The sequence below is a fragment of the Buttiauxella noackiae genome (assembly GCF_000737905.1).
Classification (GTDB): Bacteria; Pseudomonadota; Gammaproteobacteria; order Enterobacterales; family Enterobacteriaceae; genus Buttiauxella; species Buttiauxella noackiae.
In genome coordinates this window covers 305,226-324,110 of the sequence record NZ_JPRU01000002.1, presented here as the reverse complement: position 1 = coordinate 324,110, position 18,885 = coordinate 305,226, and the positions used below count along the sequence as shown (strand labels likewise).

The following is an 18,885-nucleotide window of genomic DNA, read 5'->3' as shown; positions in this document are numbered from 1 at the left end:
TAGAAAATAATGACAACACGTATCAACGCAGACCAAATAATAGATACCTTTATCAGGTATACAAAAATCAACACCACTTCCGTTCCAGATAATCAACACCTTCCTAGCTGTGAAAATCAGTATAAATTAGCGCAACTTGTTGCCAGTGATTTCGCAACTGAAAATGCTGTTGAGACCACCATTAACGATAATGCTATTACCGTTCTTAGCCTTGCCGCAAATAGTCCAGCAATGCCATCCATTGTCTTCTTTGCACATCTCGACACAGCGCCAGATAACGCGAATGACACCCACGCTGTACGCGTGAAAAACTATGACGGTACAGATATCGTGCTGCCTGCGACTGGTGATGCGATTACCGTTGAAGCATTCCCGGAATTACTGGACTACGTTGGCCAGGACATCATCACCACCGACGGCACCAGCCTGCTGGGTGCTGATGACAAAGCGGCCATTGCGGCGGCAGTTGAAGCCATTCGCTATATGATTGCCACGCCTGGCTTTAAACATGGCGATATCAAACTGGTGTTATTGCCGGATGAAGAAATTGGTATTCGTGGTGCTAAAGCGCTAAATGTCGCGCAGCTCAATGCTGATTTTGGTATTTGCCTGGACTGCTGTGGTATCGGTGAATACGTGATTGAAAACTGGTATGCCGGTAGTGCCAAAATGACCTTTAAAGGCGTGACGGCTCATCCTATGAGCGCCAAAGGTAAATTAGTCAATGCTCTGCTCATTGCTAATGAAGTTATCAATGCTTTGCCTGAAAATGAGCGTCCGGAATTAACGGAAGGCCGCGAAGGGTATTTTTGGGTAAATAAAATCTCTGGTAATACCGTTAGTGCAACGCTTGAAATTGCACTGCGTGATTTTGAAATAGAGGGTTACCAGAACAGAAAATCGACATTGCGGGCAATTACCGAACAATTGCAAAGTCGCTACGGTCACGAAAATATCATTCTGGAACTATCTGATACCTACGATAATGTTAAAGCGGGTCTCGATAAAAAGCCGGAAATTATTGCCAGTGTTCAGCAAGCAATGCGCAATTTGGGAATCGAGCCGAAGCCGTTAATTATGCGTGGTGGGTATGACGGCAGCGTTATCACTCCAGCTGGTTTGCCTACAGTAAATATCTTTACCGGTGCCCATAATTTCCACTCAACTAAAGAGTTCCTCCCTGCAGAATCCCTGCGCCTGGCAAGCGAAATGCTGCTGGAAATCATCACTCTGAGCGCTCAGGAGGTTTCTGCGTGAATAAGTGGATAATCGAGTTTGTTCTGTATGCGGTTTATATGGTTTTTGGCGCAGCCTGGGCGACAACCGGTGCAGTGATGCCGCAAATCATGGCCGATTTTAATATCGATGTTTCTCATGCGGCGTTGATGTCGAATGTGATTCTGTGGGCGAAAATTCTCGGTGCCTTCTGCACGTCAATTCTGACGGCACAACTGGGCGCGAAGAAATCCTATCTTTTGGGTTGTGTGCTTACCGGGTTATCGATATTCATCCCATGGACTAATAATTTCGACCTGTTGTTAGTGATTCGCTTTATGGGCGGCCTGGGCGGCGCAATTTGCCTGGTTTCATTGGTGCCGACCGTGGCACGTTTGTTTAATAACAAAACCGCCTCTGCACTCAACAGCCTGAACTGCACCTCCAATATCATCGGTACTATTATCGCGTTGACGCTGGCGGGCAGCTTATCTGTCTACTTTGGTGGCTGGAGAAACCTGCTGGCAGTATATGGCGTGATCACGCTGGTTCTGGGAGTGGTGTGGCTTATCTTCTTTACCGATGAAGAGGTTGCCGTTACTACTGCAAGCAACGACGGGAGCACGGATAAACTGCGCATCATGAAAGATGCGATTTTTAACCGCGTGGTGTGGGGAATGATTGCCCAGTACGTCGGCGCGATGATCATGATGATTTTCATGTTCACCTTCCTGCCACTTTACTACGCCAAATATGCACACCTGCCACCAGAGTCACATGCTCATCTGAGCGGTACCGTGAACCAGGTCGGTATTATGCTTGGTGCCATTGTTGGACCTTTCTTCAAAGCTCGCGGCTACCATTATAAAAACTGGTTGTTTAGCACCAGCATTGTAATGGCGATAACCACCTTCATTATGCTGTTTGCAACAAATGACATTCTTATTCTGGTCTGCTCATTCCTGACGGGTTTTGTGTTTGCGACCTGGTTTGCCTTTATCTTCTCTATCCCAAAAGAGATGCTAAAAGGGGCCAATACCCAAACCGTTACCTATACAATGTCGACATTCTGGGTATGCACTTTCGTTATCGCTACCGCTAACAGTCAATTAATTGGCTGGTCGATTGATGCAACCGGTAGCTTCACAATGGGCTTTATCTGGGTGTTTGCGTTGATGGTTGTTTCACCTATCGTGGCACTGCTGGTATTCCCGAAAAAATCGGTAGCTCACGCTTAAAAAAGAGAGGGGAAACCGTGAGGTTTCCCTTTATCTCAGTTGCGTTGATTATGTTTACGCGTAAGCCAGAGTAGGGGGATTTGAGCTAACAACACCAACAGCATGCCCACCCATGGGGTCATCGACATCTTGTTTTGCGCCACTAATCCACTGCCCAAAATTTCCCCCAAAGTGATACCCAGGTTAAAAGCCGAAATATTCAACGCTGAAGCGAAATCCACTGCGCGAGGGGCCCAGCGTGATGCCGTTTCCAGCATTCCTGCCTGAAAACCTGGCGACATTCCGAATGCCAGCACACCCCAAATAAATAGCAGCGGTACAACAGCCAGTTTGTTTGAGAGGCTGAATGCCAGGAGCACAAATACCGCCATCAAACCTGGCAGCATACGACGTAGCGCAGTAGGCCAGCCGAGACTTGCAGCCCAGCGTCCTCCCGCCATATTTCCAACTAAAGTGGCTATGCCAAAAATCACCAATAACATGCTGGCGGTGTGAACCGAAAACCCACTAATACCAGTCAAAATAGGGGTGATAAAGGTGAAGGCTGCAAAACTCGCACCAAAGCCGAGTACGGTAATACTCATCATCGCCAGAATCGTGGGCTGCTTTAATGCAGACAGCTGTACAAACGCCGATGCTGCCTTCTGTGTGGGTAACGCCGGAACCCAGCGTGCCGTTGCCACCAGAGCAATTGCGGCTAACACTGCGACCCCAAAAAAGGGTAAACGCCAGCCCAGACCGTTACCCATCAGGCTTCCCAATGGCACACCAATAACCATCGCAAGCGTCAGGCCTGCAAACATAACGGAAATTGCCCGACTTGCAGCCCCCGGTGCAGCTAATCGGGCAGCAACAGTGGCACCAATAGCAAAAAAACTGCCGTGTGCAATTGCTGTGATGATGCGACCCAGCAATAGCATGTGATAGCCGGTAGAAAATGCGGATAGCAGGTTACCAAAAAGAAAGGTCGTCACTAACGCCATTAGCAATGGTTTGCGCGGTAATCGTGCAAGCCCAAGAACGACAATCGGTGTGCCAATGGCGAGCGCAAGCGCGTAGGTTCCGACCAGGCTTCCGGCCTGCGCCAGCGACACATGTAAATCTTGTGCAATGGCGGGCAGCACACCGACGACGATAAACTCCGCCACACCAATAGCAAATGCCGTAACTGCAAGGGCCCATACACCCGCATGAATGCGATGTGTCGAGCTCATTTATGTTCTCCCGGCTGCGGCCAGCGCAATGATCTGATCGGCTTCTACCGTTGCGCCAGCTATACCTACGGCTCCTGTTACGTGGTTCTGTTCATCGTAGAGCACTACGCCACCGCCAAAACTAATTAACCCACCGTTCGTGGACTCGAGAGTATAAATTGCACCGCCCGGCTGAGCATCTGCACCAAGAGTCAGGCTATCTGTGCGGAACAGTGCTGCAGTGCGTGCTTTCTTAATAGAGACATCAATGGCGCCAGGGACGGCGTTGTCCATGCGCAAAAAACCACGCAGTAGACCCGCGTCATCCACCACGCTGATATTGATAGCAAAGTTCATCTCTTGAGCGAGCTTACGGGCGCGCTCAATCACTTGCACAACGGTTGATTCACTTAAAACAGACATTGGAAAACTCCTTGATGTGATAAAGAGTTGCCAATGATTGCTGTGAGCTAATAATTTGTGAAGACAGGGAGAGTGCCTGGAGGCTAAAGTTTGATAATGCCGAACTAATCCTGATTAAATGCGATAGCGAGCGCTTTCAAGGCTGGCTTGCATAAACGTTTGGCTGGAGCTGCTACGCCTAATGCTGCAATAACGCATCCTTGCCGACGAAGCGGTATAGCCAGGCAATGTAGCCCCACTTCAGCTTCTTCAAGGTCGAGAGCATAACCTTGCTCGCGGATGGTATGTAATTCCTGCTCAAGTTTTGCAGGCAGTAGGTTTGCTCGTCGCAAACTGCGCACTAATCCAGGTTCATTAGCTAAAAATATCTTGCCAATAGCTGAGGTCGTTAACCCTTCTCGGCGCCCGCGTGGACTGGCTACCCGTAGGTTATTACACCCTTCGATAGCATCAATATAAAGATACTCACGCGTGCCACAAGGGACTGCCAGATAGCTGGTTTCGCCGCTTAATCTCGCCATTCTCATTAAAGCTGGGGTAAATACTTCCCGTAATTGTTCATCCGCGTCCGCCAGAGGTTGCGAGATATCCCGTAAACGCAAACCTAGTGCGTAATGCGTTCCTCTGCGGGTTACGTAACCCAGTGCCGAGAGAGTGTTAAGCAGACCATGTAATGTGCTTTTGTTTAAATCAAGCCGTGCTGATAAATCGGCTAGACGAGCGACACCACCTGCGGCAGCAATATCTTCAAGTATCGCCATCGCGCGTTCAACTGACTGTATGCGGCGGTTCTCATCAATCATTTTTAAGCTCTATGCAGTTGAAATGTTCACCATTGTAGAACTTATAGGATGGAGGGGACAACGGGAGGGGAGTGCCAATAAGTTGATTTACCAACAAGGCTAAAATATTCGCATGCCTCTAATAAAAACAATCGCTTAATAATCCACCATGTAAAATGAAAAGGCGCTTGCCAGTGAAAGCTGAACGTCTATAATGCCTACGCACTTCTAAGCGGGTGTAGTTCAATGGTAGAACGGCAGCTTCCCAAGCTGCATACGAGGGTTCGATTCCCTTCACCCGCTCCAGATCTCTCCTCTTGTTGCAAAACACCGCCAGCTACTGGCTTAAATGTGTTTCGCTATCAACAACTTACTTAACATAAGTTGTCTATGATCGTTCTACCATTGAACGACGATCTACCAACAAGAGGTACACTGTTAGTTGTCACGGATAGTTACTATGGAAGTAAGAGTATAACTATTCGACGGCGGCAGTTCCAACCTCACACCGCGATAGCACAACGTGAAGGAAAAGCCTGGTCCGGGCATTGTCTCTTACACCAGATTGATCATATGCATTTAAGCCCGATGTGCGGCCTTGTGGCTGCGGAAACAGGTGATAGTGGTAATCGCTGCGCTCAACCGTAGCTACGTACCTGCACACGACATGCAGGCTCTGCCAGCACTTCGCTCACGCTCCTAACGGTACACGGGCACCCTGATAAGGTGTGATCCCTCTGACAATCTGATGAAGTCGCTACGCTCCGCTTGTCTCCTTACCACTAACGGGGCTTTATGGCTTCTATTGCCTAAAATCGGGGGAAGAGGGAAAAGGCTGGAGACTTCCAGCCTTTGGCGGTCATCTCACCTTTTTGAAGATGAGCAGGATCAGAGGTACGCAGACAGCGAAACCAACAATAGAGGCTAACGCTGAATCAGAGTGATTTTGCGATAGCTCCTTAACAAACCAAGTGCATTGAGAAGGTGTAAACTCCCCGCCCTGGCTCATTGTCTCTGAGAAGTTAAGGGCGAAGACAAGATCGAAGTAAAGCACGATAGCGTAATACGCTATGCAGATCAGCGCGATACTCACCCACCTGATCCAGAACTTCTTATTCATCATCGTATGTACTTCCCAATGAGCCGCCTACTGTGCCGCCTGAGTATGGCGAAGTTGAGCCAGCAACGGCAGCAGAATCAGCCGCTGCTTGTTGGATTTTTGCACTTCCTCCCATCGGTTGAGGGCTTTTGTTCTCAATGTTTGGATACTGCTGCTTGAACGTGCTTGTCATCTCGACAACGAGCATTGAGGAATAATCTGCACTCTTTGATTCAAGGTAACTTTGCAGTGATACAGGGATAGTGAAATCTTCTTCTATGTCGATTGGTAGTTGCGTAGTCGTGGAGGTGTAACCGTGTTCGAATACCTTTGATCCAGCAAACTTGATCCCCTCGACTGAGTGAGTGGTACAGTTATTCCCTGTTACGTCATACTTATCTATCGTGCGGCCTCTTCGTATTGTGCCATCCTGCATCTTTGGTGTTTGAATCGGTGATACACCGTTATTCCATAATTTTTCGAAGAACTTACGGATTAATTCAGGATCGGCATCATCAATCCGAAATGCACGAGCACCCATTTCATAAAGTTCGTAACGGTAATACTTCCGTGCATCTTCATCTTGGAAGAAATCTAAAATCCCATCCCCTGTTAGTGTGCTTCTGTCTGTGCGTCCATAGCGTCCATAGGTGTACAGATAGATGTTGTTATTTTCATGCACCGAAACGAAAGCATGACCTGCACTTGTTGTTTCAGTCCAGATGTAAACGCCGTTCAATAGCGGGTTATCTTCGGGTTTGCAGGTGTCAGAAAAGCTGTTTTGCTTCTTCGCTACTTGGGCGTGCTGTTCCGACTCTTGTACTGGGTCAGATACTGCTTTCGTTGCCACTGGCGCAAACGCTGCTTTCACTGGCGCCTGGTAAGGACCGTGCCGCATAAAAGTATGGGTGGCGATGAAAAAAGACTTACACGGGCAGGTAGAGCGGCTGTAAAGTGTACTGGCGGCTAATTGTCCGTGAATATACTCTCCAGGGTATCCACCTGCCACGCTGTAAGTGCCTGGATGTTTACCACAGGATACCTGACAGCCTACTGTTGCCTGTCTGTTTAGATTCGGGCCAATCTGCTTCCCTTTCGGGTGTCCGGTCAGTACCGATCCACCGCATGTTGTTTTATCGCCTTTCACAACCCAAAAGCCTATAGACATTTTTGGACTCCTTATTTTTTAGAGTGTTGCTGGAGCGAGAAAATCGGCTGGCATTGCGGGGCTGTTGTCTAACTGGCACAGGAGGGCATAATCTTGTGGGGTACTGATAATCACATCATCGTTATCGAGCTGGCTTCCTACGAGAGCGTAAGAAACGCCGTTGCCGTTGGTATCGACTGATCCCGAGCCGTTGATGATTTTTGCGCGTGTTCCGTCAGGGTAAACAACATAATCACCAACCATTGCCAGACTAACTTCACTCCCGTCCTCAAGAGTAAACGAGTCGTTGGCGCTGGCTTTCTCAATCTTCCCGCCGTTTTGGGTGACTGCGCCCGTAGTGGCAAAACGCCAAATCGCCAGTAAAGAACGGTCTTCCATTTCTTCAACATGAGATTTGAAAATCTGGCGTTGTTCGTCGTCTGCGTTTGCCAGTTGCTCTGCACTGAATGGATTCTTGAATGATGCGAGCACAGGTGGGGTGAGTTCGTTGATGTATTGCTTCATAAGTCCCTTTTGCTTGTTATGGAAATAATTACAGTGGTCATTTTACGAGCAGCAACCATTTGCGCAACAAGTATTAGACTTAAGCGAAACTGCGTTTCGTAACAAAGTGAGAGTTGGTTATTCCTCTTCAAAGGTCATTGTGTAGCGGCATTGCTGCTACGGCCTGAGCATCATGATGTGACCCCCTGAAACACCTGACAGTAGCTGTATCTCCAGATAAGAGATAGGCTTGAATATATGTCTAACACTAACGCCAATTTTGAGATGACCGGGATCCTTTTAGGGCAAGAAGTCCGTAAACGTAAGACTCCTCAGGAGAAAATCGCCATTATCCAGCAGACGATGGAGCCCGGCATTAATGTCTCCCACGTCGCACGCTGCACGGTATTCAGCCCAGCCTGCTGTTCAAGTGGAAGAAGCAATATCAGGAAGGCAGTCTCACCGCCGTAGCGGCCGGAGAGGAAGTCGTTCCTGCTTCAGAGCTCACTGTTGCGCTGAAGCAGGTCCGGGAGCTCCAGCGCCTTCTGGGCAAGAAGACGATGGAAGTTGAGATCCTGAAAGAAGCCGTGGAGTACGGTCAGTCGCGAAAATGGATAGCGCACGCGCCCTTGTTGCCAAAGGATGGGGAATAGCTCTGGTCAGCCGCGCCATGAGCGTGTCGCATGCGCAACTATCACTGCGGGTAAAGCGTTCTGCCGACTGGCAGGACAGGCGTTGTAACTGGCGTAATGACGAAGCAGACGCTGAAATAGCGTCGGGTATCCTCGATATCATCAGCGATATGCCGAGTTATGGCTATCGCCGCGTGTGGGGCATCCTGCGTAAGCAACGTCGTACTGAGGGGCTGACGCCGGTCAATGCCAAACGACTTTACAGGATCATGAGCGAGCATAACCTATTGTTGTTGCATGACAAGCCAGAGCGACCGAAGCGTGAACATAAGGGCAAAATCGCGGTAGCAGAAAGCGATATGCGCTGGTGTTCAGATGGCTTCGAGTTCGGCTGCGACAACGGCGAAAAACTGCGGGTAACGTTCGCGCTGGACTGCTGCGACTGTGAGGCCATAGACTGGGCAGCAAGCACGGGAGGCTATGACATTTCGACCGTGCAGGATGTGATGCTGAGGTCGGTGGAAAAGCGCTTCGGCGACAGGTTGCCGGACACAGCGGTACAGTGGCTGACGGATAATGGTTCCGCGTATACCGCGCATGAAACGCGGAGGTTCGCCAGAGAGCTGAATCTGGAGCCCTGTACAACAGCGGTGAGCAGCCCGCAAAGTAATGGCATGGCGGAACGGTTCGTGAAGACGATGAAGGAAGACTATATCGCGTTCATGTCAAAACCGGATGTGAGAACAGCCCTGCAAAACCTTGCAGCAGCGTTCACGCATTACAATGAAAATCACCCGCACAGTGCGCTGGGATACATCTCTCCACGAGAATACCGGCAACAGCGGGCATCGTTAACTTAAGATACAAAAGCTGTCCGGAGGTGGCGGGTCAAGATCAATTCAAATATACAGACTTAAGCTGTCATGAGGCTGACTGCTATATGACAAAATTGTCAGGGTTGTAGATTGGTTAATTTTTGAGTACAAGTTCAGTTCATTAATAATGCACTCAGGTTCTTCCCTGAGGGGCATATTGTCGATGTCCAAAACCCCATCATTTTTTTGTGGATCATCAATCCGCAGGTCTGCAAACAGTGGGGTAAGATCCTGCTGTGCTTCGCCTCGTTCAGCCACAATCTCAAAAGTTTTATTTTTTGCTGCATCGTTGGTCAGGGCGCTGACCAGAACCAGGGCGATTTGCTCCCTGGATATCACGCCATCTTCCGGTGTTCCCGCATGGCGACGATCTCCCTGAAGCATAACGATTCTGTACTCATCATCATTGTTGTAATCAAACCAGCCGGGCCTGACGATGGTATAGGTGTGACCGCTTGCCCTGACCACTCGCTCGGCACGTCTTTTCCAGTCATGAACCTCAGTGCGTTGATTCCAGCTGCTGAGTCGTTCAGTCACGCCAATCGTGGTCATTAGTCCGATACGAACAGGCGTTTTCTTGAAGATGCGTAAAATGTTACGCACACCGCCGTAATCTATCGCTCTGGCACCAATACGACCCTGACCATCGGAACCGAGAGTAAAGATGATGGCATCAATATCTTTCGGCAATTCGGTGAGTGTTTCCGGCATTGAAACATCGCCGTAAAAAACATTCGTTCCACGAGGAAGCAATTTTACTTTGCGCTTATTTCTGACCAGCGCTACGGGCTGATGGCCCATTTTGATGGCGGTATTCAAGACATGCAGACCAATACTTCCTGTCGCGCCTGCAACGAGTATTTTCATGATAAACCTTCTGATAATTCAGACTTATATTCGATACAGTCAGACTATCAATTATCATTAATGTCAGTAATGGGGCTAAAATGATTGTGTCTATGAATACCCCTCATGAATGTGCGATGAAGGGAATGCCTTTATAAGGAAATCACCGATGCTCAAAGAAAACTTCAACGAACTGCAAATCTTTCTTGTGGTGGCAAGGGAGCGAAGTTTTACCAAAGCAGCGGGCAAACTGGGTGTTTCTCAGTCTGCACTCAGCCATGCGATGAAGGCTTTAGAGGAAAGGCTGAATATCCGCCTTCTGACCCGCACGACCCGAAGCGTTGCCCCCACAGAAGCCGGTGAGAGAATTATTGCCTGCCTTGAACCCCGTATTGCCGATCTTGAGCAGGAGCTGGAATCGCTTGTTCAACTGAACGGCACTGCCTCCGGCAATATCCGTTTATCTGCCGGGGAGCATGCCGCGCGAAGTCTGGTATGGCCGAAGCTAAAACCCTTCCTCAGGGAATACCCGGAAATTAATCTCGAACTGGTGGTGGATAACGGCTTTGTCGATATTGTTGAGGGGCGTTTTGATGCCGGGATCCGTCTGGGCGAAAGCGTGGATAAGGACATGATTGCGGTAAGAATTGGGCCAGACATGACAATGGCCGTGGTGGGAGCACCGTCTTATTTTGCCGCTAACCCCGTACCCAAAACACCGCACGAGCTACAAAATCATCGGTGTATCAATATGCGCCTGCCGACTGCTGGGGGGCTTTACCACTGGGAGTTTGAGAAAGAAGGAAAACCGTTACGGGTCAGAGTCGAAGGGCAGGTAACGTTTAATCTGCAGACGGAAAGGATTGATGCTGCTTTATCCGGTTTTGGCATCGCCTGTATTCCTGAAGACAGGGTTCAGGATTATATAAAGTCAGGAGAGCTTATTCAGGTTCTGCAGGACTGGTGTCCATCTTTCCCCGGATATTATCTCTACTACCCGAGCCGTAAGCAGCATCCGCCCGCTTTTGCACTGATGATTGATGCACTTCGCTACTCGGAATAACGGGTCCGCCATTTGCTGTGGACCCGTCCGGGTATTAACGACCTACGCGAGCCTGGTGCTCAGGAGAGTAACGTTCGCCGACGATTTTAATCGTTTCAAGTGCCTGGGTTATCTGATGAGAATCATCCTGCGAAAGAATGATGTCGGCAGCTCCCAGGTTCTCCTCCAGCCGGTGCAGTTTGGTGGTGCCAGGGATGGGAACAATCCACGGCTTTTGTGCCAGTAGCCATGCCAGCGCGATTTGCGCAGAGGTCACGCCTTTCCCAGCTGCCAGTTCACCCAACAACGAGACCAGCTTTTCATTGGCTTCAATCGCCTGTTCGGCGAAACGCGGCACGGTGCTGCGGTAATCACCCTTGCCAAACGTCGTTCCAGGCTTAATCGATCCCGTCAGGAAGCCTTTGCCTAATGGGCTGAAGGGCACAAAACCAATGCCAAATTCCTCCAGCAACGGCAGGATCTCCTGCTCAGGCTCGCGCCACCACATGGAGTATTCACTTTGCAGAGCAGTGACCGGTTGTACCGCATGCGCCCGACGAATGGTTTGCGCACCCGCTTCGGACAGACCGAAATGTTTAACTTTGCCTTCAGCGATCAGGTCTTTTACGGTACCCGCAACATCTTCAATCGGCACATCCGGGTCGACACGGTGTTGATACAGCAGGTCAATGACATCAGTCTTAAGACGGCGTAATGATCCTTCCACTGCTTCACGGATATGCTCCGGACGGCTGTTTAAAATCTGCTGCTTGTTGTCGTCGCCAAAGGTAAAACCAAACTTGGTGGCGATGACCACACGGTCACGGAACGGTTTTAAGGCTTCGCCGACAACTTCTTCATTAAGAAAGGGGCCATACACTTCGGCGGTATCGAAGAAGGTGACGCCACGTTCAACCGCAGCGCGAATGAGCTCGATAGCCTGACGAGTATCGGTCGCCGGGCCGTAGCCGTGGCTTAAGCCCATGCAACCGAGCCCAAGCGCGGAGACTTCGAGTCCTGATTGACCAAGATAACGTTTTTGCATTGAATGAATACCTCTTTTATCGCGACTTAAACGTCAAGTTTGCGGCCAGTCAGCCATTCCACCATCGCCGGGTCGCGGTGAGAGAAGAAGGCGCTGGTTGCAGTATCAAGTGCGGCAATCTGCAGCATATCCTCAGAACTGAGTTCAAAATCGAGTATGTTGATGTTCTCTGCCATGCGTTCTTTGCGCACCGATTTCGCCAGTGAAACGATGCCGCGCTGAAAGATCCAACGCAGTACAACCTGGCCGACGCTTTTGCCGTACTTCTGACCAATTGCCGTTAACACGGGATGCTGGAACAGGCCATTTTTACCTTCAGCAAACGGTGCCCAGGCTTCCGGCTGAATGCCACGGCTTAGATTCCATGGAACCGCATGCAGTTGTTGGTTGAAGGGGTTAACTTCAATCTGGTTTACCGCCGGGGCGACTTTGTTGAAGGCGATAAGGTCGGCCAGTCGATCAGGATGGAAGTTGCTTACGCCAATGGCGCGAATTTTTCCTGCCTGTTGCAATTCTTCCATAGCACGCCATGCCCCGTGGACATCGCCGTAAGGCTGGTGAATCAAATAGAGGTCAACGTAATCAAGTTGCAGCCGATTCAGGGAACGTTCGAACTGGGCTTTAGCGCCTTCGTAATTAGTATCCTGCAGCCACAGTTTGGTGGTGACAAAGAGTTCGTTACGGGCGATACCGGTCTGTTTCAGTGCGTTCCCGACCTGAGTTTCATTCTGGTAAGACGCTGCGGTATCGATCAGGCGGTATCCTGTATCGATGGCATCAATAACGGCTCTTTCGCATTCAGCAGCATCCGTCATCTGGAAGACACCAAAGCCCAGCAGGGGCATTTCAATACCGTTGTTCAGTTTTACAGTTTGCATGACGTTATCCTTCAGCTGTTGTGTTGGAAAAGCATAACGCAAAGCGATTTATTTGATTAGATGGGGTAATTAGCTAGGGTTTATTAGGTGGGCTCATTAATTGATAAGGGCTGAGGGGCGGGTTTGTGCCCAGGCTGACCTGTTCCCCATTGATTAATACGCCTTAACGGCCTGTCAGCGAAAAGCTTCTCACTCTGCTGATACAGGAACTAAAGCGATGATTCCATGACCTTCCGGGACCCAAATCTGGCTGGTTGCCGGTATCACCGATATGAGAAATGGCTTCAATGGCCTGGCTACAAAGCACAGATGGTGCTAACCAGCGGCAACAGCACTTCAGGTCAATCTGCAGGGGGAATGATGTTGAATCTCCGGGCAGAGTAGTAAATGTCAGATCAATGACCCGATATATTACTGGCGACAGTCTGATTCTTAAATATCCCTTATGGAATAAGGGATAAAATCGTGAAACTATTCCCCGATTTACGTTAAGGACGCCCTGATTTTCATAATGGGTACTTTGTCTAATGACTAAGGAAGGGCATTTGGCTACTCAAGTTAAAACACTGTCCGGCTATTCGCTAGAGATCTGGGGCGGAACGTTCCCGGCAGATGTGCTGCGTTATCGTGGTCGGGAAGCATTAAGCGAGCCGTTTCGCTGGGTGATTGAGTTCACGTCGCCACAAGCCAACCTCCGGCCTGAACAGGCACTGATGAAGTACGCCAGTTTCAGTATGCGGGACGGCAAGGTGGTGCATGGCGTTCTTACCCGGTTGGAATGGCTTTCCACGAATGCCGATGAATCCCGCTACCGCGTCACCCTTGAATCTCGTCTTGCCTTACTGTCCCGCACCCGCCGCTGCGGTGTTTATCAGAATAACTCTGTACCAGAAGTGGTTGAACAGGTGCTGCGAGCGCACGGGCTGGAGGCGCCTGACTTTGAGTTTCGCCTGTTCCGCGAATATCCGCCGCGTGAAGTGATTACCCAGTGGCGTGAAACAGACCTGGAATTTATCCAGCGTATTCTTGCAGAGGTGGGGATCTGGTTCCGTTTTGAAATGAATGCCGCAACGGAAATGGAAATCGTCATTTTTGGTGATAGCCAGTTGCAGTATATGTTCGGTGTCAGCCTGCCTTACGGGGAGCTTTCGGGGCTGTCTGACGGTGCGCGTGAATCGGTGTGGGGTGTGCGCACCTGGCACAATGTGGTGAGTGGCGGTGTCGCCTTGCGTGATTACAACTACCGTACCGCCACCACGCCGCTGGACGCGACAGTCAGCGTGCGCAATGACGTGGTGACTACGGGAGAACATTATCACTACAGCGCCCCATACCGGGAAGCAGGGGATGACAGCGCCCCTGAGCCGGAGACTGAAAGCGGCGCGTTTTACGCCCGACTCCACCACGAACGCGAGCTGAATAAATCGGCCCGTATCCACCTGTTCAGCAACGCTTCCCAGCTCAGCCCCGGCCAGGTGCTGGAGCCGCAGGGTGACGTCGTCCCGGCGCTGAAAGAAGGTGTGATAATGACGCTGGTGACGTTTATCGGCTCCCGCGATTCACGGCTGTATGTCTCTGTCTGGGGCCAGCCCTACACCGAACGGTACTGCTTCCGCCCGGTGTGCCCTGAACGCCCGGAAACCCACGGCACACTCCCGGCCAGAATCGAGAGTCGCGAGAAGGGGGATATCTACGCACACCTGGATGAGCAGGGTCGTTACCGGGTGAAACTGGACTTTGACCGTGATGACTGCGAACAGGGTTACGCATACCTGTGGCTGCGGATGGCAAAGCCGTATGCCGGTGACACATTCGGCTGGCACACGCCGCTGACTGACGGTACCGAAGTCGCTATTGCTTACGGGAATGGCGATATTGACCTGCCGTATATTTCTCATGCGCTGCATGACTCCGGGCACCCTGATATCGTCAGTCGCGATAACCGCAGCCAGAATATTTTGCGCACCGCCTCACGAAATGAGTTGCGGATGGAAGACCTGCGGGGCAAGGAGCATAACCAGCTCACCACGGAAGCGGGGAAAACCCAGCTGAACACCGGACATCTGGTGGATGCACAGGGCAAACCCCGTGGCACCGGCACCGAACTTCGCACCGACGGCTACGGCACGCTGCGCGCAGCAAAGGGGCTGTTTATCAGCGCAGACGGGCAGGCGAAAGCGCAGGGCCAGGTGCTGGATATGGACGCGGCGCTGAAGACCATCGACCTGCTGCAACAGCAACTGGCCCGGCTGGCTGCCGCCGCTGAACAGGCCAAAGCACTGAAGGCAGACATCGACAGCCAGAAACAGATGTTTGAAGCGCGCCTGAAACCGCTGAATAAAATCCTGCACGTCTCGGCCCCGGAAGGGGTGGCCTTTACCAGCGGTGAGCATATGCAGCTTGCAGCAAAGAAGAACGTTGCCATCAGTGCCGGAGGCGATATCAGCGTGGGCGTCATGGGCAATATGACCGCGCTGACAGGGGAAAAGCTGGGGATGTTTGCGCGCAGCGGGGCGATGAGCCTGAAAGCGAGTGAAGGCCCGGTGGAGATGCAGGCCCAGAACGGTAACCTGCGGCTGTTTGCGGAGAAGAAACTGACGCTGGCCAGCACCGAAGACATTCTGTTTGCGGGTAAGAAGCGCATCACGCTGATTGGCGGTGGCGGCAGTTACCTGAAGATAGAGGCGGGGAAAGTGGAATACGGCACGACAACCCAGTACCTGCGTAAGGTGAAGCGGACGGTAAAGGGAGGGGCGCAGGGTATGCCGATGAAAATGCCCCGCACCGGCACTGCATACATCTATTCGGCTATCTATCAGTTGCAGGACAAAAACGGCAACATTCTGGTGAATACACCCTATCGCCTCACCACCCCATCAGGCCAGACAGCAACAGGATTCAGCGATAACGAAGGCCGCTCCGTGCCGGTTTATACCCGTCAGCAGGAGGATGTGGAACTGCATGTCCTGACGAAAACACCACAGCCGGAAGAATCGATGTGGTTTGTGGGGGAAACCGATACGCAACAACTGGAAACTGAACTCAGGGAGAACCCGTCATAATGGAAATGCCCGATTTACCCGATACACCGACACCCGATATTCCCACCGGCGGGACCAGCCAGCCGTGGGACTGCACCACGACGGGCGTCGAAATGGTCGAGAAACAGTCACGTCTGCCGACCACCGAAAACCGTCAGTACCTGCATATCAAGGTGGAATACGCCATGCGTTTTCCGCAACTGTCGGCGCAGATCCGCCGGGAAGGTAAAACTTACCAGATGAGTCTTAAGCAGACCATGATGAGTGGTCTTATTCGCGTGGATGAAATCGCGCGAAACTACTGCTGGTACTACAAGGCGGAGGTGGCGTTTGATATGCGTACCACACCGCCACGCCCTTTTCTGAGCAGTACGCTGCTGAACAAGGACGGCCCCGGCCGTCGCCACACCACCAATCCCTTCCCGGTGCCCGGCAAAGGCATATACCGTCGCCCTGATGTGATTATCGTTAAGAACAAGGAAGATCGATGGTCGGGACTGGCGGGACCGGATACGGAAGGACAGATGCACGGTGACAATCTGGCCCGCCTGGTGGAGGTGAAATTTCCGGGGGATGTTCTTTATCGGGATCAGTACCGCGAGTATATGAAGATTGTCGGCGGAATTGGTCATGAAGATCGCATGACCATTCTGGAGATCCACGACTGCCGCCCGGAAGAGCAACAGTGGGCTGATCAGGTAGTCAACGTGACGATGAAAGCCTGGCAGACCAGCGGCGCGAAGTACTGGCCGCTGGCTCTCTACCCGCCTATTTTTATGCCCCGCCCACCATCAACCCCCGTTGCCGCCAGAATCGAACCCTGGACTTACGCCGGGCACGTTGTAGCCGACCTCAGTGAGGGCGCGGTGCGTGGCGTGGCAGAAGGCTGGAACGCCCTGTCAAAAGAGACGCAGCAGGTCCTGAATTCAGCGGCCAGCTGGCTTAACGACGGCGGTGAGTGGGTTTACCGGCAGGGAAGCGAGGCCTGGGTCTGGGCCAGCAAAACCGGTAAGGCGGTGAAGTCCTGGACCAACGCCCAGATACGTGCGGCCTGGGCTGAAATACAGCACGCCACCGATATGACGCTCGATATGCTCAGACAGGTGGACTGGGTACAGGTTTTAACCAATGTCGCAAAAACGGTCGGCGTTATTCTGGTTGCCGTGGGTCTCGGCGTTCTGGTGGTGACGCTGGGTATCCCGGAAGCCATTATTGGCGCATTTTTACTGATTGTTCGTCTGGCAATAAGCGCCTGGGGAACACTGGCGGCTATTCTCGGTACGGGGACAGCGGCACTGACAGCCGGTTAAAAAGGAGCAGGTATGGAATTGCAGGATTTTGAGCTGAACTACATCGAGAAATGGCTGCCGGAAGCCTCCGTGAAGTACAAAGACGGTAGCCCGGCGGTCAATCTCGGTCTGATTATCACCGTCTTTTTTAAAGACGGGCATACGGCAGAAGTCCGCCGCAGGATGGTGGAATGTGTGGATCGTTTTTATGAGGAGTTTAAGCCACATCTGAAGAAAACGATCACCAAAAACTGGGTGGGGATCACTGAAAAAAATTACGCCAAAAAGCGACAGGAGATCCTCGATTCAACACCCGAAGATATTTTTTCCTGGTATCTGGGTAGCGCAGAGAAGGATTTTCTGGCCCCAGATTACGACATTCTTATTATGGGAACTCGAATTTTTCATAATGACAATGATCGCTCAGTCATCAAGTTAACGTTCCCGCTGTCACTGCTGAAAGAGCCTGATGGAAAGCAGCGTTATGAAGCCTGGCTGATGTGGCTGTGTGACACCTTTTCGGTGGAAAGTGGCTATGCGGGACTGTCGTTTGTCCTTCCTTATGCATTCGAACGGATGTTCCCGTATGAATTCGCCCTGGCGCAGCGTTTTTCCGGCGTAATGGTGGATTCCATTGGCACGCTGGAAGGTGATGGAGCCGTCATTGGCCTGAAAGGTGCCTGCTGGTACACCATTCTGGGTACGCCGTGGCTGGAAAAGCTGGGCGGAGCGGAAAAATTAACGCATCGTTTGGCCAAAACGCCTGAAATCAGCCTGCTTCCCTATAGCAACGGGGTGATCCTTAAAGCCGGTGAACTTCCTCCGCCATTAGGCGAAATGAAAACCGAAGGATTGTCGCCACTTCTGGTCAAAGTTAACCAGCTAATTAAACCCGTGCGGTTTAATGAATCAAGATCCCTGCATTTCTACTCGGAATATGAAGGACTTCAGTTCGACAAAAAATCCACCATGCAGTGGTACAGGCGTTTCGATGAAGCGAGTGCTCTGCTGGATAAAGACGAAATAGGAAAATCCTACGACCCTGTGCGCATTACTCGCTGGACCGATGAAATTGCGCCCTACGCCGGGCAGTGGGCGTCGATTGTTAACGGTACCACCGAGTATATCCAGACCCGCGAAGGGCAGAAAATGCCACCGTTTGAGGATAAAAATGGTAAGCAACACCGTACCTGCTGGAAGCTGTTGAAACGTGATGACAATGGTAGCGTTTATACACTTCCTGAGTAACGTCATGTGTTAAATGGAGACCCACCGACTGCGGCCCGGAAGAGCAGCAGTCGGTGGGCCAGGTGGTCAACGTGACGATGAAAGCCTGGCAGACCAGCGGCGCGAAATACTGGCAGGGAAGCGAGGCCTGGGCTGAAATACAGCACGCCACCGATATGACGCTCGATATGCTCAGACAGGTGGACTGGGTACAGGTTTTAACCAATGTCGCGAAAACGGTCGGCGTTATTCTGGTTGCCGTGGGTATCGGCGTTCTGGTGGTAACACTGGGTATTCCGGAAGCCATTATTGGCGCATTTTTACTGATTGTTCGTCTGGCAATAAGCGCCTGGGGAACACTGGCAGCTATTCTCGGTACGGGGACGGCGGCACTGGCGGCCGGTTAAAA

General features: G+C 51.3%; 15 protein-coding genes, 1 tRNA gene and 2 pseudogenes. 9 read left to right on the top strand and 9 right to left on the bottom strand.

Annotated elements, in window-relative coordinates; translation table 11 throughout:
* The first annotated feature begins 9 nt into the window (after positions 1 to 9).
* Both pepT and IX31_RS09905 read left to right on the top strand, forming a co-directional pair.
* Positions 10 to 1,257, top strand: coding sequence for a peptidase T (gene pepT / locus IX31_RS09910; RefSeq protein ID WP_034457694.1), 1,248 nt, complete (start codon positions 10 to 12; stop codon positions 1,255 to 1,257).
* Entirely contained in the window at positions 1,254 to 2,453 is a 1,200-nt protein-coding gene (locus IX31_RS09905) for an MFS transporter (protein ID WP_034457692.1), read from the top strand. The genes pepT and IX31_RS09905 overlap by 4 nt, the downstream gene beginning before the upstream one ends.
* Before the next feature lie 35 nt (positions 2,454 to 2,488).
* On the opposite strand, the gene IX31_RS09900 is transcribed toward IX31_RS09905, so the two are convergent.
* From IX31_RS09900 to IX31_RS09890, 3 genes are all read right to left on the bottom strand, one after another.
* Positions 2,489 to 3,667, bottom strand: a complete 1,179-nt coding sequence (locus tag IX31_RS09900) for an MFS transporter (RefSeq protein ID WP_034457690.1) — start codon at positions 3,665 to 3,667, stop codon at positions 2,489 to 2,491.
* Complete coding sequence (locus IX31_RS09895) at positions 3,668 to 4,069, bottom strand: GlcG/HbpS family heme-binding protein (RefSeq protein ID WP_034457688.1); 402 nt, start codon at positions 4,067 to 4,069, stop codon at positions 3,668 to 3,670.
* A gap of 104 nt (positions 4,070 to 4,173) precedes the next feature.
* Positions 4,174 to 4,872, bottom strand: a complete 699-nt coding sequence (locus IX31_RS09890; RefSeq protein ID WP_034457686.1) for an IclR family transcriptional regulator — start codon at positions 4,870 to 4,872, stop codon at positions 4,174 to 4,176.
* Positions 4,873 to 5,083: 211 nt separating this feature from the next.
* On the opposite strand from IX31_RS09890, the gene IX31_RS09885 reads away from it, so the two are divergent.
* A tRNA-Gly gene (locus IX31_RS09885) sits at positions 5,084 to 5,157 on the top strand.
* Between the two features lie 553 nt (positions 5,158 to 5,710).
* Here the strand turns inward: IX31_RS09885 and IX31_RS23735 are convergent.
* From IX31_RS23735 to IX31_RS09870, 3 genes are read right to left on the bottom strand one after another with little or no spacing between them, the layout of a single operon-like run.
* On the bottom strand, positions 5,711 to 5,974 hold the full coding sequence (locus IX31_RS23735; protein WP_034457684.1) for a hypothetical protein: 264 nt from the start codon (positions 5,972 to 5,974) through the stop codon (positions 5,711 to 5,713).
* A complete protein-coding gene (locus IX31_RS09875) occupies positions 5,964 to 7,118 on the bottom strand; it encodes a PAAR domain-containing protein (protein WP_034457682.1) in 1,155 nt (384 codons plus the stop codon). The genes IX31_RS23735 and IX31_RS09875 overlap by 11 nt, the downstream gene beginning before the upstream one ends.
* An 18-nt stretch (positions 7,119 to 7,136) precedes the next feature.
* Positions 7,137 to 7,622, bottom strand: a complete 486-nt coding sequence (locus tag IX31_RS09870; protein WP_034457680.1) for a PAAR domain-containing protein — start codon at positions 7,620 to 7,622, stop codon at positions 7,137 to 7,139.
* A 264-nt stretch (positions 7,623 to 7,886) separates the two neighbouring features.
* Here IX31_RS09870 and IX31_RS09865 point away from each other — a divergent pair.
* Positions 7,887 to 9,093, top strand: a pseudogene (locus IX31_RS09865) (IS3 family transposase).
* Positions 9,094 to 9,132: 39 nt separating this feature from the next.
* Here the strand turns inward: IX31_RS09865 and IX31_RS09860 are convergent.
* Positions 9,133 to 9,975 (bottom strand): SDR family oxidoreductase, encoded by an 843-nt coding sequence (locus tag IX31_RS09860; protein WP_241767183.1) that lies wholly within the window; start codon positions 9,973 to 9,975, stop codon positions 9,133 to 9,135.
* A gap of 148 nt (positions 9,976 to 10,123) precedes the next feature.
* Between IX31_RS09860 and IX31_RS09855 the strand changes: the two genes are divergently transcribed.
* Complete coding sequence (locus IX31_RS09855; protein WP_034457678.1) at positions 10,124 to 11,017, top strand: LysR family transcriptional regulator; 894 nt, start codon at positions 10,124 to 10,126, stop codon at positions 11,015 to 11,017.
* Positions 11,018 to 11,051: 34 nt separating this feature from the next.
* Here the strand turns inward: IX31_RS09855 and IX31_RS09850 are convergent, their stop codons facing one another.
* A complete protein-coding gene (locus IX31_RS09850) occupies positions 11,052 to 12,041 on the bottom strand; it encodes an aldo/keto reductase (protein WP_034457676.1) in 990 nt (329 codons plus the stop codon).
* A gap of 26 nt (positions 12,042 to 12,067) precedes the next feature.
* Positions 12,068 to 12,919, bottom strand: a complete 852-nt coding sequence (locus IX31_RS09845; RefSeq protein ID WP_034457674.1) for an aldo/keto reductase — start codon at positions 12,917 to 12,919, stop codon at positions 12,068 to 12,070.
* A gap of 527 nt (positions 12,920 to 13,446) precedes the next feature.
* On the opposite strand from IX31_RS09845, the gene IX31_RS09840 reads away from it, so the two are divergent.
* From IX31_RS09840 to IX31_RS23600, 4 genes and pseudogenes are all read left to right on the top strand, one after another.
* A complete protein-coding gene (locus IX31_RS09840; protein WP_051880667.1) occupies positions 13,447 to 15,981 on the top strand; it encodes a type VI secretion system Vgr family protein in 2,535 nt (844 codons plus the stop codon).
* Positions 15,981 to 17,270 (top strand): VRR-NUC domain-containing protein, encoded by a 1,290-nt coding sequence (locus IX31_RS09835; protein WP_034457670.1) that lies wholly within the window; start codon positions 15,981 to 15,983, stop codon positions 17,268 to 17,270. The genes IX31_RS09840 and IX31_RS09835 overlap by 1 nt, the downstream gene beginning before the upstream one ends.
* A 12-nt stretch (positions 17,271 to 17,282) precedes the next feature.
* On the top strand, positions 17,283 to 18,497 hold the full coding sequence (locus tag IX31_RS09830) for a DUF3396 domain-containing protein (RefSeq protein WP_034457668.1): 1,215 nt from the start codon (positions 17,283 to 17,285) through the stop codon (positions 18,495 to 18,497).
* Positions 18,498 to 18,523: 26 nt separating this feature from the next.
* Positions 18,524 to 18,883, top strand: a pseudogene (locus IX31_RS23600) (hypothetical protein); the annotation flags it as partial.
* Positions 18,884 to 18,885: the final 2 nt, after the last annotated feature.

Coding starts and splice junctions, on each gene's coding strand:
- IX31_RS09840 (WP_051880667.1), top strand. CDS start 13,447: ATGACTAAGGAAGGGCATTTGGCTACTCAAGTTAAAACACTGTCCGGC.
- IX31_RS09875 (WP_034457682.1), bottom strand. CDS start 7,118: ATGTCTATAGGCTTTTGGGTTGTGAAAGGCGATAAAACAACATGCGGT.
- IX31_RS09890 (WP_034457686.1), bottom strand. CDS start 4,872: ATGATTGATGAGAACCGCCGCATACAGTCAGTTGAACGCGCGATGGCG.
- IX31_RS09900 (WP_034457690.1), bottom strand. CDS start 3,667: ATGAGCTCGACACATCGCATTCATGCGGGTGTATGGGCCCTTGCAGTT.
- IX31_RS09855 (WP_034457678.1), top strand. CDS start 10,124: ATGCTCAAAGAAAACTTCAACGAACTGCAAATCTTTCTTGTGGTGGCA.
- IX31_RS09870 (WP_034457680.1), bottom strand. CDS start 7,622: ATGAAGCAATACATCAACGAACTCACCCCACCTGTGCTCGCATCATTC.
- IX31_RS09845 (WP_034457674.1), bottom strand. CDS start 12,919: ATGCAAACTGTAAAACTGAACAACGGTATTGAAATGCCCCTGCTGGGC.
- pepT (WP_034457694.1), top strand. CDS start 10: ATGACAACACGTATCAACGCAGACCAAATAATAGATACCTTTATCAGG.
- IX31_RS09850 (WP_034457676.1), bottom strand. CDS start 12,041: ATGCAAAAACGTTATCTTGGTCAATCAGGACTCGAAGTCTCCGCGCTT.
- IX31_RS23735 (WP_034457684.1), bottom strand. CDS start 5,974: ATGATGAATAAGAAGTTCTGGATCAGGTGGGTGAGTATCGCGCTGATC.
- IX31_RS09895 (WP_034457688.1), bottom strand. CDS start 4,069: ATGTCTGTTTTAAGTGAATCAACCGTTGTGCAAGTGATTGAGCGCGCC.
- IX31_RS09830 (WP_034457668.1), top strand. CDS start 17,283: ATGGAATTGCAGGATTTTGAGCTGAACTACATCGAGAAATGGCTGCCG.
- IX31_RS09860 (WP_241767183.1), bottom strand. CDS start 9,975: ATGAAAATACTCGTTGCAGGCGCGACAGGAAGTATTGGTCTGCATGTC.
- IX31_RS09835 (WP_034457670.1), top strand. CDS start 15,981: ATGGAAATGCCCGATTTACCCGATACACCGACACCCGATATTCCCACC.